Source organism: Aquibium pacificum, from assembly GCF_040839445.1.
Lineage (GTDB): Bacteria > Pseudomonadota > Alphaproteobacteria > Rhizobiales > Rhizobiaceae > Aquibium > Aquibium pacificus.
This window is the reverse complement of record NZ_JBDPGJ010000008.1, coordinates 101,060-114,829: the sequence shown is the minus strand read 5'-3', so window position 1 is coordinate 114,829 and position 13,770 is coordinate 101,060. Positions and strand designations below refer to the sequence as shown.

Genomic DNA, 13,770 nt, shown 5'->3' with positions numbered 1-13,770 from the left:
GCCGGGCCATCCATCTGCGGCGCGGATCGCCCTGAATGCAGGGCGCCGACGGTCATTACGGGTACCAGTCGACGAAGCTTCGCCATTGATCCGCCTCCGTGTCGGAAACAACTCCATCGACGGCCGGCCGTTCCGACGCTTCGATTTTCTGCGTGATATGCGAGCGTTGCAACGCCAAGGCGGGGAATTCCGGGCAAGAAGGGACAATTTGCCCACGCAACGGTGACTGGCCCGACGTTGTCGTCCGTTCTATAGCGTCGCCTCGGAAGCGGGACGAAGGCGCAATGGCGGTCGATGTCGGATATGTGAGCGCGGTCGGGGCTGGGGCCCTGTCCTTCCTGTCGCCCTGCGTCCTGCCGCTCGTGCCGCCCTATCTCTGCTACATGGCCGGCGTTTCGGTCGACGAGTTCCGCGGCGAGGCGAAGCAGGAGGCAAGCGGGACGCGCGCGGCGCTGCTGTCCGCCTCGCTCGCCTTCGTGCTCGGTTTCTCGACCGTCTTCGTGGCGCTGGGGGCGGGAGCGTCGACGATCGGCGCCCTGCTGCGCGCGTGGCAGCATGAACTGGGGATCGCCGCCGGCATCCTGATCATCGTCATGGGCCTGAACTTTCTCGGGGTAATACGCATTCCGCTCCTGTCGCGCGAGGCGCGGTTCCAGTCGGGCGGCAAGCCGGCGAGCGCCATGGCCGCCTACGTCATGGGGCTCGCCTTCGCCTTCGGCTGGACACCGTGCATCGGCCCCGTGCTCGGACCGATCCTGACGCTGGCGGGCGGGCGCGAGACGGTGGGCGAGGGGGCTGCGCTGCTCTTTGCCTATTCGCTCGGCCTCGGCATACCGTTCCTCGTCGCGGCACTGTTTTCGGGCGCCTTCATGCGCTTCCTCGGCCGTTTCCGAGTCCATCTCGGCCGCGTGGAAAAGATCATGGGCGGGCTGCTCGTCGTGGCTGGCGTTCTCTTCCTCACCGGCGGCATCCAGCGCGCCTCCTACTGGCTGCTGGAGACTTTTCCGGCACTCGGCAACCTGGGCTGAGGCATGGCGCCGCCGCTCGCCACGTTTCCACGGCAAGCGAGGCAGATTGGATTGCCCCCGCAGCGGTGATAGAGACGGTCCGGCTTTTTTTCGGCAACCGGATGATTCCTCATATGAGCGAACGCAGCTGTCTCTCCATCATTCTGGCCGCGGGCGAGGGCACGCGCATGAAGAGCGCTCTGCCCAAGGTGCTGCATACGGTCGCCGGCCTGCCGATGGTGTGCCACGTGCTCGATGCCGCGACGGCGGCGGGCAGCGGCGCACTGGCGGTCGTCGTCGGCCACGGCGCGGACGCGGTGGCGAGGACGGTGCGCCAGCGCATCGACAATGCCGACGTCTTCCTGCAGGCTGAGCGGCTCGGCACCGCGCACGCCGTGCTCGCCGCCCGCGAGGCGATCGCGCGCGGCCATGACGATCTGCTTGTCATGTTCGGCGACGCGCCGCTGATCGAGGGCGCGGAGCTGGACGCCGCCCGTGCCAAGCTGGCCGAGGGGGCCTCGGTCGCGGTCATGGGATTTCGGACAGAGAACCCCACCGGCTATGGCCGCCTCATCGAGCGCGACGGCGAACTGGTCGCGATACGCGAGGAGCGCGACTGCACTGACGAGGAACGCAAGATCAATTTCTGCAATGGCGGCCTGATGGCCATCGACGGGCGGATCGCGCTTGCGCTGCTCGACGCGGTCGGCAACGACAACGCCAAGGGCGAGTTCTACCTGACCGACATCGTCGAGATCGCCCGCGCGATGGGGCTGCGGGTCGCGGCGACTGAGGCGCCGTTCGACAATGTTCTTGGCATCAACAACCGCGCCGAACTCGCCGAGGCCGAAGCGATCTGGCAGGCGCGGCGCCGGCGCCGGATGATGCTCGACGGTGTCAGCCTCGTCGCGCCCGAGACGGTGCACTTTTCGCACGACACCGAAGTGGGCGCCGATACGCTGATCGAACCGAACGTCTTCTTCGGGCCGAAGGTGAAGGTGGCGGCCAATGCGCGTATCCGTGCCTTCTGCCATATCGAAGGGGCCGTGATCGGCGAAGGCTGCGAGGTCGGCCCGTTCGCGCGGCTGCGGCCGGGCGCGCGGCTCGCCGAGACGGCCAAGGTCGGGAACTTCTGCGAAGTCAAGGAGGCCGACGTGCAAGCCGGCGCCAAGATCAATCACCTGACCTACATCGGCGACGCCACGGTGGGCGCCAACGCCAACATCGGCGCGGGCACCATCACCTGCAACTACAACGGCTACACCAAGGACCGCACCGTGATCGGCGCGGAAGCCTTCGTCGGTTCCAACTCCTCCCTGGTTGCGCCGGTGCGGATCGGCGACCGGGCCTACGTCGCCTCCGGCAGCGTCGTCACCTTCGACGTTCCCGACGACGCGCTGGCCTTCGGGCGGGCGAAGCAGGTGACGAAGGAAGGCAGGGCGCCGGAACTGCGCGCCCGATACAAGGCCGAGAAGGAGAAGCGGGCGTCGCGGAAGTAGCCGTGCGAGCCGGTGCTGCCGGTACGGCGAACGCTGTCATGCGCTGAAAAGAATTTTTAGTACCGTTCGGCTAGGCTCAAGCCTACATCATCGCCGTCGTCGATCGGCAGGTCAATTTGCGGGGTCTCGGGCGCATCATGTGTGGCATCGTTGGAATCGTGGGCTCGACGCCCGTGGCCCCCCTCATCGTCGACGCCCTGAAACGCCTCGAATACCGCGGCTACGATTCCGCCGGCGTGGCGACCATCGAGCACGGGCATCTCGCCCGCCGGCGCGCCGAAGGCAAGCTGATCAACCTGGAACGGCGGCTTCGCGACGAGCCGCTCGACGGCATGATCGGCATCGGACACACCCGGTGGGCGACCCACGGCGTTCCCAACGAGACCAACGCGCACCCGCATTTCGGCAAGGATGTGGCTGTCGTCCACAACGGCATCATCGAGAATTTTTCCGACCTCAGGGACGAACTGTTGGCGGAAGGTTACAAGTTCACCTCGCAGACCGACACCGAGGTGGTGGCCCATCTCGTGTCGCGCGAACTCGATCGCGGCGAGACGCCGGAAAAGGCCGCCTTCAATGCGCTCAAGCGCCTGGAGGGCGCCTTCGCGCTCGCCATCCTGTTCCGCGGCGACGAGGACCTGATCATCGGTGCGCGCAACGGCCCGCCGCTGGCCGTCGGCCACGGCCATGGCGAGATGTATCTCGGCTCGGATGCGATCGCGCTTTCGCCCTTCACCAACGCCATCACTTACCTGGAAGACGGCGACTGGGCGGTGGTGCGCCGCGCCGGCATGCAGATCTACGACATGAACGGCGATCCGGTGGAACGCCGCCGCCAGAAGTCGATCGGCACGAGCTTCATGGTCGACAAGGGCAACCACCGGCATTTCATGGAAAAGGAGATCCACGAGCAGCCGGAAGTGATCTCCCACACGCTCTCGCATTACCTCGACTTCGCCGAGGGCAAGGCCAAGCGCGAGCCGTTGCCGTTCGATTTCGCCAAGCTGGACCGGATCGCGATCTCTGCTTGCGGAACCGCCTATCTCGCGGGCCTGGTGTCGAAATACTGGTTCGAGCGCTACGCCCGCCTTCCCGTCGACATCGATGTCGCCTCGGAGTTCCGCTACCGCGAAATGCCGATGCCGAAGGCGAGCGCGGCCTTCTTCGTCTCGCAGTCGGGCGAGACGGCGGACACGCTGGCTTCGCTGCGTTACTGCCGGGCCGAAGGAATCCCGATCGGCGCAATCGTCAACGTGCAGGAATCCACGATTGCGCGCGAATCCGACTGCGTCTTCCCCACGCTCGCCGGACCCGAAATCGGCGTGGCCTCGACCAAGGCCTTCACCTGCCAGCTCTCGGTGCTCGCGTCGCTCGCGGTGCGCGCCGCCAGCGAGCGCGGAAAGATTTCACCACAGGAAGAAAAGCAGCTCGTCCGCGAACTGTCGGAGGCGCCACGCTACGCCACCCAGGCGCTGAAGCTCGAGGAACAGATCGACCGCGTGGGGCGCAAGCTGTCGCAGTACAAGCACGTCCTCTATCTGGGACGAGGTACGAGCTATCCGATGGCCGTTGAGGGCGCGCTGAAGCTCAAGGAAATCTCCTACATCCACGCCGAAGGCTATGCGGCAGGCGAACTGAAGCACGGCCCGATCGCGCTGATTGACCGCGACATGCCCGTGATCGTCATCGCGCCGCATGATCGCGTGTTCGACAAGACGGTGTCGAACATGCAGGAAGTCGCCGCGCGCGGCGGGAAGATCATCCTGATTACCGACCGGGAGGGCTCGCGGCGCGCCGGGATCGAGACGTTCGAGACCATCATACTGCCGGACATGCCCGAGATCATCGCGCCGATCGTCTACGCCTTGCCGGTGCAGATGCTGGCCTACCATACGGCCGTCTTCATGGGCACCGACGTCGACCAGCCGAGGAACCTCGCCAAGTCGGTGACGGTCGAATGATGCCTCGGCGGTGAGGAACCCCCGGATTATTTCTGACGTTTCATAATTTCGACCGGATGGGCTATCTATCCTGAGGGTCCCGATCCGGAATTGATCTCTATGTCAGAACAGCCGAAGCACCGTGGCATGACGCGAATCAGGAATTATTTCCTGACCGGCTTCGTCGTCACGGCGCCGCTCGCCATTACCGCCTATATCGCCTGGTCGTTCATCGGCTGGGTGGATTCCTGGGTGAAACCCTACATACCGGGGCGCTACAATCCCGACAATTACCTGCCGTTCGCGGTGCCCGGATTCGGGCTGATCGTCGCCATCGTCCTGATCACGCTGGTCGGGTTCCTGACCGCCAACTTCATCGGTCGTACGATCGTCTCCTATGGCGAGTACCTGCTTGACCGGATGCCTCTGGTGCGCAGCATCTACCGGGCCCTGAAGCAGATCTTCGAGACGGTGCTGTCGAACAAGTCCGACGTCTTCAAGAAGGTCGGCCTGATCGAGTATCCGCGGCGCGGCGCCTGGGCGATCGTCTTCATCTCAAGCGAGCGGCAGTCGGAGGTGAATTCCAGGATCGGCGAGCACATCGAGGATTCGATCGCGGTGTTCCTGCCCTCCACGCCCAACCCGACCACCGGTTTCCTCATGTATGTGCCGCGCGCGGAACTGATCGAACTCTCGATGACGGTGGAGGAGGCGGCCAAGCTGGTGATTTCGGCCGGCCTGGTGACCCCTGAGTACCAGAAGAAGACCGAGGAGCTTGCGCGGGAGGCCGGCCCCAGGGTCGCGCCGCCTCTCTCGGCGGCGGAGTAGCCGGCAGCGCTCAGCCCGCCCGCAGGAGCCGCACCGCTTCGTCGCGGCCGAAGAGATAAAGCAGCAGCCGCAGCGCCTTGCCGCGTTCGGAGGCGAGTTCCGGATCGCGGTCCAGCAGCAGCCGCGCGTCGTCGCGCGCGATCTCCAGGAGATCGCCATGCGCCTCAAGACGGGCGACGAGAAAGCCGGGCGTCCCCGACTGCCGAGTGCCCAGGAGTTCGCCTTCGCCACGCAGCTTCAGGTCCTCCTCGGAGATGACGAACCCGTCCTCTGTCTCCCGCATGACCGACAGCCGCCGCTTTGCCGTCTCGCCGAGCGGTCCCTCGTAGAGGAGCACGCAGGTGGACGCCTTGTCGCCGCGCCCGACCCGCCCGCGCAACTGGTGAAGCTGTGCAAGGCCGAAGCGCTCCGCATGCTCGATGACCATGATCGTGGCGTCCGGCACGTCGACGCCGACTTCGATCACCGTCGTTGCCACCAGAACGCGCGTCTCGCCGGCCTTGAACGCGCGCATGGCGTCGTCCTTCTCCGCGCCTTTCATCCGTCCGTGCACCAGGCCGACCAGCGGGCCGAAATGCTGCCTGAGGGATTTCGCCCGGTCCTCGGCAGACATCAGCTTGACCTCTTCGGATTCCTCCACAAGCGGGCAGATCCAGTAGATCTTCTGGCCTTCCTCGACGGCGCGGCCGATGCGGGCGATGAGTTCGCCGAGGCGTTCGGTGGGCAGCGTCACCGTCTGGATCGGTCGCCGGCCCGCCGGCTTCTCGGTCAGGCGCGAGACGTCCATGTCGCCGAAGGCGGTGAGCACCAGCGTGCGCGGGATCGGCGTAGCGGTCATGACCAGCATGTCGGGCGCATCGCCCTTGGCGGTGATGGAGAGGCGCTGGTGGACGCCGAAGCGATGCTGCTCGTCGACGATCGCGAGCACCAGGTTGCGGTAGGAGACGCTCTCCTGGAACAGGGCGTGGGTTCCGACAACGAAGTGGATCGACCCGTCGGCGAGGCCGGCAAGCACGTCGGCGCGTTCGCGGCCCTTTTCGCGGCCGGTGAGAATGCGCACCGTCAGACCCGCCTTTTCCGCAAGGGGCGCGATGGTAGCGAGATGCTGGCGTGCGAGAATCTCGGTCGGCGCCATCAGCGCGGACTGGCCGCCGGCTTCCGCCGCGCGCGCCATGGCAAGCAGCGCCACGACCGTCTTGCCGGCGCCGACGTCGCCCTGCAGCAGCCGCAGCATGCGATCCGGGCGGGAGAGATCAGCCTCGATCTCGGCGACCGCCTTCTCCTGGGATCCCGTGAGATTGTACGGCAGGGCGGCGCGGATGCGCGCGACGAGCGATCCGTCGCCAATCAGCGGCCGGCCGGAAAGCCGCCGGATGCGCGACCGCACCAGCGCCAGCGAAACCTGTCCCGCCAGCAACTCGTCATAGGCAAGCCGGCGGCGGGCGGGATTGTCCAGCGAGACGTCGAGCGCGTCGACTGGCTCGTGCAGCCGTATCAGCGCGTCCGGGAAGCCGGGAAACGAGTGCCGCCGCATCAGTTCCCCGTCGAGCCACTCCGGCAGCGCGGGCATGCGCCCGAGCGCCTGGGCGAGGATGCGCCGCAACACGCGCGGGGAGAGGCCTGCCGTCAGCGGATAGACCGGTTCCACGAGCGGCAGGTCCCCGGCCTTGTCAGCCGGGACCATGTGGTCGGGGTGGACCATCGACGGGCGGCCGTTGAACCATTCCATGCGGCCACTGACGAGGAACCGCTCGCCGACCGGCAGCGCCTTTTCAAGCCATGTGCCCTTGGCATGGAAGAAGGTCAGCGCGATCTCGCCCGTCTCGTCGAAGGCGAAGACGCGGTACGGCTGGTTGCCCTTGCCGCGCGGCGGCGGCTGGTGGCGGTCGATGGTGACCTCCAGCGTAACGATCGCACCCTGCGCGGCGCCGGCGATCTCGGGCCGGCTGCGCCGATCGATCAGCGAGTGCGGCAGCACGAAGAGCAGGTCGCCGACGCGTAGGTCGCGCTCGGCGATGTCGGCAGGCACGATTTTTTCCAGGAGGGCGAGAACCTTCGGGCCGACGCCCTCCAGCGAAGTGGCGGGCGCATAGAGGGGATCGAGGAGGGAGGGGCGCATTGGCAGCGACCTTATGTGCTCGGCTGCCCGATGCAAGGCTGACTCCCGCCGCGATCCACTATATATGCGCTCACCGACAGGGCGGATGAGCGATAGCGGCATGAGCAGAAGCAGCGGCGGGTTGGAGATCAGGCGCAAGAAGGCGCTCTATCGGTCCTGGCATCGCGGCATGCGCGAGGTGGACCTCCTACTCGGCACCTTCGCCGATGCGCGCATCGACACCTTGAGTTCCAGCGAACTCGACCAATATGAGGATTTGCTCGACCAGCTCGACGCCGACCTCCTGAAATGGATGACCGGCGAGGCGCCGGTTCCCGAGCAGTACGATCATCCGCTCTTCCGCAGGATCCAGGCGTTTCGCCAGGTCATGCCCTTCTGACGACAACTGAAAAAATGAACCTGATCGATTCTCTCGGCCTGAAGCCTGGCCGCACCGGGGCCGTGACGATCGGCGGCGTCGCCGACGGCTTCGAGGCCTTCGTGCTGGCGCGGATCGCCGCGGAGGCGGCGGGCGACCGGCCGGTGCTGTTCGTCGCCCGCGACGGTCAGCGGATTCCGGCCATCATCGAGGCGCTGGCCTTCGCCGCGCCAGGACTGCCCGTGCTGGAACTTCCCGCCTGGGACTGCCTGCCCTACGACCGCGTGTCGCCGGGCGCAGACGCGGCCGCGCGGCGGCTGGACGCCCTTTCGGCAATGATCGCGCTCAGGGAAAAGCCGCACCGGGCGGTGGTCATCACCACGGTCAACGCGGTCCTGCAGCGCGTGCCGCCGGCCGCGGTGCTAGCCGCGCAATCCTTCTCGGTGCGGTCCGGCAACCAGGTCGACATGAAGGCGCTGATCGACCGGCTGGAGACCAACGGCTTCGATCGCGTCGGCACCGTACGCGACGTCGGCGACTTCGCGGTGCGCGGCGGTATCCTCGATCTCCACGCGCCGGGCTGGCCGGAGCCGCTCAGGCTCGACTTCTTCGGCGACACGCTGGAATCGATCCGCGCCTTCGACGCCGCGACCCAGCGAACGACCGGCCAGCGCAAGGAGATGTCGCTGCAGCCGGCGAGCGAGGTGGCGCTGACACCCGACACGATCAGCCGGTTTCGCCGCAACTACATCGAGGCCTTCGGTGCACCCTCGCGCGACGACGCGCTTTACGCCGCCATCAGCGAGGGCCGCCGCTTCGCCGGCATGGAGCACTGGCTGCCCTTCTTTCATGACCGGCTGGAAACGATCTTCGACTACGTGCCGGAAGGCCCGCTGGTCTTCGACAATCTGGCGCACGAGTCGCTGTCGGAGCGCCATGCGCTGATCCTCGACCACTACGAGGCGCGGAAGCGGCAGGCCGAGGGGAAGGGCCTGGGGGACGCCACACCCTACAATCCAACCCCGCCCGATCGTCTCTACCTGACTCCCGAAAGCATCGTGTCGGAAGCGGGAGAGCGGCTGGTCTGCGACCTGTCGCCCTTCGAGGCGCCGCCGGCCGGTAGCCGGGTGATCCTGAACGCGAAGTCCCGGGCAGGGCGGAGCTTCGCCGCAGAGCGCGCCGATCCTAATGCCAACGTCTTCGACCATGCCGTAAGATATGTCGCCGCCGAGCGCGCGGCGGGACGCAAGGTCCTGATCGCCGCCTGGAGCGAGGGTTCGCTCGACCGCCTCGGCCAGATTCTTGCCGAACACGGCCTCGGCAACATGACGCGGGTGGAAACCCTTTCGGAACTTGAGAAGCTGCCGGCGGGCGAGGCCGGCGTCGCGGTCCTACCGGTCGAGACGGGCTTCGAGACAGCCCGGATGGTGCTGCTCGGCGAGCAGGACATTCTGGGCGACCGACTGGTCAGGCGTTCCAAGCGCAAGCGCGCCGCCGATTTCATCTCTGAACTCTCCTCGCTCGCGGCGGGCGACATCGTCGTCCATGCCGATCACGGCATCGGACGCTTCATCGGCCTGAAGAACATCGAGGCGGCGGGCGCGCCACACGACTGCCTGGAGATCCACTATGCCGGCGACGGGCGACTGTTCCTGCCGGTCGAGAACATCGAACTGTTGTCGCGCTACGGTTCGGACGCGGCCGACACGCCGCTCGACCGGCTCGGCGGTGGCGCCTGGCAGTCACGCAAGGCCAAGCTCAAGAAGCGCCTTCTGGAGATGGCGGGTGACCTGATCCGCATCGCGGCGGAACGGCAGATGCGCGGCGCGCCGGTTCTGGTGCCGCCGGAGGGGCTCTACGGCGAGTTCGCCGCGCGGTTCCCCTACGAGGAGACCGAGGACCAGCAGACCGCCATCGATTCTGTCATTGACGACCTCGGCGCCGGACGCCCGATGGACCGGCTGATCTGCGGCGACGTCGGCTTCGGCAAGACCGAGGTGGCGCTGCGCGCCGCCTTCCTCGCCGCGATGGAAGGGCTCCAGGTGGCCGTGGTCGTGCCGACGACGCTCCTCGCGCGCCAGCACTTCAAGACGTTCTCGCAGCGCTTTTCCGGCCTGCCGATCCGGGTGCGGCAGGCCTCGCGGCTCGTCGGCGCGAAGGAGCTGGCCGAGACGAAGAAGGGCATTTCGGACGGAACCGTGGACATCGTCGTCGGCACCCACGCGCTGCTTGGCGCGGCGATCAGCTTCAAGAGCCTCGGACTGCTGATCATCGACGAGGAGCAGCATTTCGGGGTCAAGCACAAGGAGCGGCTGAAGGACCTGAAGAGCGACGTTCACGTGCTGACGCTTTCGGCCACACCGATCCCGCGCACGCTGCAGCTCGCGCTGACCGGCGTGCGCGAACTGTCGCTGATCACCACCGCGCCAGTCGACCGCATGGCGGTGCGCACCTTCATATCGCCCTTCGACCCGCTGGTCATCCGCGAGACGCTGCTGCGCGAGCGCTATCGCGGCGGCCAGTGCTTCTACGTCGTCCCGCGCATCAGCGATCTCGCCGAAGTGCACGATTTTCTGCGCGAATCGGTGCCGGAGCTGAAGGTCGCCGTGGCGCACGGGCAGATCGCGCCGGGGGAACTCGACGACATCATGAACGCCTTCTACGACGGCAAGTACGACGTGCTTCTGTCGACGACCATCGTGGAATCCGGCCTCGACATTCCGACCGCCAACACGCTGATCGTGCACCGCGCCGACATGTTTGGCCTGGCGCAGCTCTACCAGCTGCGCGGGCGCGTCGGCCGTTCCAAGGCGCGCGCCTACGCGCTGTTCACGCTGCCCGCCAACCGCACGCTGACCCAGACCGCCGAACGCCGGCTTAAGGTGCTCCAGTCGCTCGACACGCTCGGCGCCGGTTTCCAGCTCGCCAGCCACGACCTCGACATCCGCGGCGCCGGAAACCTGCTCGGCGAGGAGCAGTCGGGCCACATCAAGGAGGTCGGCTTCGAGCTGTACCAGCAGATGCTGGAAGAAGCGGTGGCCGAAATCCGCGGCACGGGCGAAGTCGCCGATGGCTCCTGGTCGCCGCAGATCACGGTCGGAACGGCGGTCATGATCCCGGAGAACTACGTTTCCGACCTGCAACTCCGCCTTGCGCTTTACCGCCGACTGGCGGAACTGGAGACGCCAGCGGAGATCGATTCCTTCGGCGCCGAACTGATCGACCGCTTCGGGCCGCTGCCCGAAGAGGTGCAGCACCTGCTGAAGATCGTCTTCATCAAGGCACTCTGCCGCAAGGCCAACGTCGAGAAGCTCGATGCGGGGCCGAAGGGCGTGGTCATCCAGTTCCGCGACAAGACTTTCGCCGACCCCACGGGTCTGGTGAAGATGATCGCCGAACAGGGTTCGCTGGCAAAGATAAGGCCGGACCAGAGCATCGTGTTCATCCGCGACTGGCCCAAGCCCGAAAAGCGGCTGGCGGGCGCGGCCGTGGTGATGACGCAGCTGGCTCGGCTCGCCGAAAAGGCCGACGCAGCCTGAAGCGGGTCGTAGCTCAGGTCGAGCGGTCGAAGTTTTCGTCGCCGCCTGGCAGCATCTGCGCCGCGCGGCCGACCTGACCGGGATCGGCGCCGGTGGCATCGCAGAATGCCATCAGGCTCGGTTCGTGCGCGAGAAGGAAGTTGAGCACGCCGGCGAGGAAGCCGGGTTCAGCGGCGGCGCGGCGGATGTCGCTGGCCTCGATGCCGGACATGGCGAGGAAGCGCGGCATGAGGACGGGGTCGGAAGCGATGAAGGAGAGGGCGCCGACGGCCAGCGCCTCGGCGTCGGGACCCGGTTTCGGCGCGCGGGCTGACCTGTTCGGTGGTCGCGAAACATCCTTCATCGGATGGCCATAGCCCGGTTCGGCGCGCCGCGGCAACGGCGAAACGCTTGCCGCGTCAGTAGCTTTCGGCCGGGATTTGCGTTTCGTCAATCAAATCGCGCTAGCTTGCCGCGAAAGCCGAATCATGTTCCGCCGTGACGAGCATTGGCGCGGACTGAAGAATCGTGCCGGGTGGGGCATCGTATGGCCAAGAAGGTGATGATCGTCGAGGACAACGAGCTCAACATGAAGCTCTTCCGCGACCTGATCGAGGCGAGCGGATACGAGACGGTGCGCACGAGGAACGGCCTCGAGGCGCTCGATCTCGCACGCGCCCATCGGCCCGACCTGATCCTGATGGACATCCAGCTTCCGGAGGTTTCGGGGCTGGAAGTCACCAAATGGCTCAAGGAGGACGACGACCTCCACAAGATTCCCGTCATCGCCGTCACCGCCTTCGCCATGAAGGGCGACGAGGAGCGCATCCGCCAGGGCGGCTGCGAGGCCTATATCTCGAAGCCGATCTCGGTGGGCAAGTTCATCGAGACGATCAAATCCTACCTGGGCGACGCCTGATGGCCGGGCGTCCGCATTCTCGCTCCGCCGGAAAGACGCCATGACAGCGCGTATCCTCGTCGTCGACGACGTTCCCGCCAACCTGCGGCTGCTCGAAGCCCGGTTGCTGGCGGAGTATTTCGAGGTGTTGACCGCCGCGAGCGGGGCGGATGCGCTGGAAGCCTGCGAGAACGGCAAGGTGGATGTCGTCCTGCTCGACATCATGATGCCAGAGATGGACGGGTTCGAGGTCTGCCGGCGCCTGAAGGACGATCCGGCCACGTCGCACATTCCGGTTGTGATGGTGACCGCGCTCGACCAGGTGTCGGACCGCATCCGGGGGCTTGAGGTCGGGGCCGACGACTTCCTGACCAAGCCGGTGAACGACCTGCAGCTCATGACGCGGGTGAAGAGCCTGGTGCGTCTGAAGATGCTGTCGGACGAACTGAGGCTGCGCGCCTCCACCACCCGCAACATCGGTATCGAGGAACTGCTCGCCGCGCGCACGACCACGAACGAGGGTTCTCCGCGCGTGCTGCTGATCGACGAGAAGCCGTCGTCCTCGGCGGCCATCAGGACGAAACTCTCGGGGACGGCGGACGTCGATCTTGCCGACGACCCGCAGGTCGGCCTCTTCCAGGCAGCGGAAAATCCCTACGACTGCGTCGTGATCTCGACGGGCTTCGCCGAATTCGATCCGCTGCGCCTGTGTTCGCAGTTGCGCTCGCTCGACCGCACCCGTTTCCTGCCGATCATCCTGATCGCCGAGATGGGCGAGGACGAGCGGATCGTGCGGGCACTGGAACTGGGCGTCAACGACTACATCGTGCGGCCCGTCGACGAGCAGGAGCTCGTCGCGAGGCTGAGGACGCAGGTCAAGCGCAAGCGCTACAACGACCATCTGCGGGCGTCAGTAACTCAGACGATCGAGATGGCCGTCACCGACGGGCTGACCGGGCTCCACAACCGACGCTACCTCGACAGCCATCTCCAGACCCTTTTCGACCGCGCCATGTCGCGGCGCAGACCGCTGTCGGTGATGATCACCGATCTCGACCGCTTCAAGGCGATCAACGACACCTTCGGACACGACGGCGGCGACGCGGTTCTGCGCGAATTTGCCCGCAGGCTGCGCAAAAACGTGCGCGGGATCGATCTTGCCTGCCGCTTCGGCGGCGAGGAGTTCGTGGTCGTCATGCCCGACACCGACGGAGCGATCGCCGAGAAGGTGGCCGAACGCGTTCGTTCGGAAATCGAGCGGGCAGTGTTCGAGGTCGGGGCGGGCGAGGGGGTGCCGGTGACGGTGAGTGTCGGCGTCGCCACCCTGAACCGTGCGGGCGACAGCGTCGAGACCCTGATGAAGAGGGCGGACGACGCGCTCTACGAAGCCAAGAACGGCGGCCGCAACCGAGTCGTGGCACGGGCCGCCTGAAGCCTCCGCCGCCCGGCATGTGCCGTCACGGCACATTTGTTTACGTTAACGTGAGCCGACCGGGCTACATGATTAATAATCTGTTGATTTCCGCCAAATCTTGCGCGAGTGTCTGCGGAGAATAATCGAACGATCAAAGCCGCCGGGGTTCCGGCTGCACAGACAATGTTC

Annotated in this window: 10 protein-coding genes; 8 read left to right on the top strand and 2 right to left on the bottom strand. The window is 66.3% G+C overall.

What is annotated here, in order from left to right; translation table 11 throughout:
• The first annotated feature begins 284 nt into the window (after positions 1–284).
• From ABGN05_RS26700 to ABGN05_RS26685, 4 genes are all read left to right on the top strand, one after another.
• Positions 285–1,028, top strand: coding sequence for a cytochrome c biogenesis CcdA family protein (locus ABGN05_RS26700; protein WP_367957074.1), 744 nt, complete (start codon positions 285–287; stop codon positions 1,026–1,028).
• A 113-nt stretch (positions 1,029–1,141) separates the two neighbouring features.
• On the top strand, positions 1,142–2,506 hold the full coding sequence (gene glmU / locus ABGN05_RS26695) for a bifunctional UDP-N-acetylglucosamine diphosphorylase/glucosamine-1-phosphate N-acetyltransferase GlmU (protein ID WP_367957073.1): 1,365 nt from the start codon (positions 1,142–1,144) through the stop codon (positions 2,504–2,506).
• A 137-nt stretch (positions 2,507–2,643) separates the two neighbouring features.
• Complete coding sequence (gene glmS / locus ABGN05_RS26690; protein WP_367957072.1) at positions 2,644–4,467, top strand: glutamine--fructose-6-phosphate transaminase (isomerizing); 1,824 nt, start codon at positions 2,644–2,646, stop codon at positions 4,465–4,467.
• A 126-nt stretch (positions 4,468–4,593) separates the two neighbouring features.
• Positions 4,594–5,274 carry a DUF502 domain-containing protein gene (locus tag ABGN05_RS26685; RefSeq protein WP_367957071.1) on the top strand — a complete coding sequence of 227 codons (681 nt, stop codon included), beginning with the start codon at positions 4,594–4,596 and terminating at the stop codon, positions 5,272–5,274.
• Positions 5,275–5,284: 10 nt separating this feature from the next.
• Here ABGN05_RS26685 and recG read toward each other — a convergent pair whose 3' ends face one another.
• A complete protein-coding gene (gene recG, locus ABGN05_RS26680; RefSeq protein ID WP_367957070.1) occupies positions 5,285–7,393 on the bottom strand; it encodes an ATP-dependent DNA helicase RecG in 2,109 nt (702 codons plus the stop codon).
• Between the two features lie 100 nt (positions 7,394–7,493).
• Here recG and ABGN05_RS26675 point away from each other — a divergent pair, with 100 nt between their 5' ends.
• Entirely contained in the window at positions 7,494–7,772 is a 279-nt protein-coding gene (locus tag ABGN05_RS26675) for an FAD assembly factor SdhE (protein ID WP_367957069.1), read from the top strand.
• Positions 7,773–7,786: 14 nt separating this feature from the next.
• Complete coding sequence (mfd, locus tag ABGN05_RS26670) at positions 7,787–11,290, top strand: transcription-repair coupling factor (protein ID WP_367957068.1); 3,504 nt, start codon at positions 7,787–7,789, stop codon at positions 11,288–11,290.
• Positions 11,291–11,303: 13 nt separating this feature from the next.
• Here mfd and ABGN05_RS26665 read toward each other — a convergent pair whose 3' ends face one another.
• Positions 11,304–11,633: a DUF3572 domain-containing protein gene (locus tag ABGN05_RS26665; RefSeq protein WP_367957067.1), complete on the bottom strand. Its 330-nt coding sequence runs from the start codon at positions 11,631–11,633 to the stop codon at positions 11,304–11,306.
• 183 nt (positions 11,634–11,816) lie between these two features.
• Here ABGN05_RS26665 and ABGN05_RS26660 point away from each other — a divergent pair, with 183 nt between their 5' ends.
• Both ABGN05_RS26660 and ABGN05_RS26655 read left to right on the top strand, forming a co-directional pair.
• Entirely contained in the window at positions 11,817–12,188 is a 372-nt protein-coding gene (locus ABGN05_RS26660) for a response regulator (RefSeq protein ID WP_367957066.1), read from the top strand.
• A gap of 40 nt (positions 12,189–12,228) precedes the next feature.
• Entirely contained in the window at positions 12,229–13,599 is a 1,371-nt protein-coding gene (locus ABGN05_RS26655; RefSeq protein WP_367957065.1) for a PleD family two-component system response regulator, read from the top strand.
• Positions 13,600–13,770: the final 171 nt, after the last annotated feature.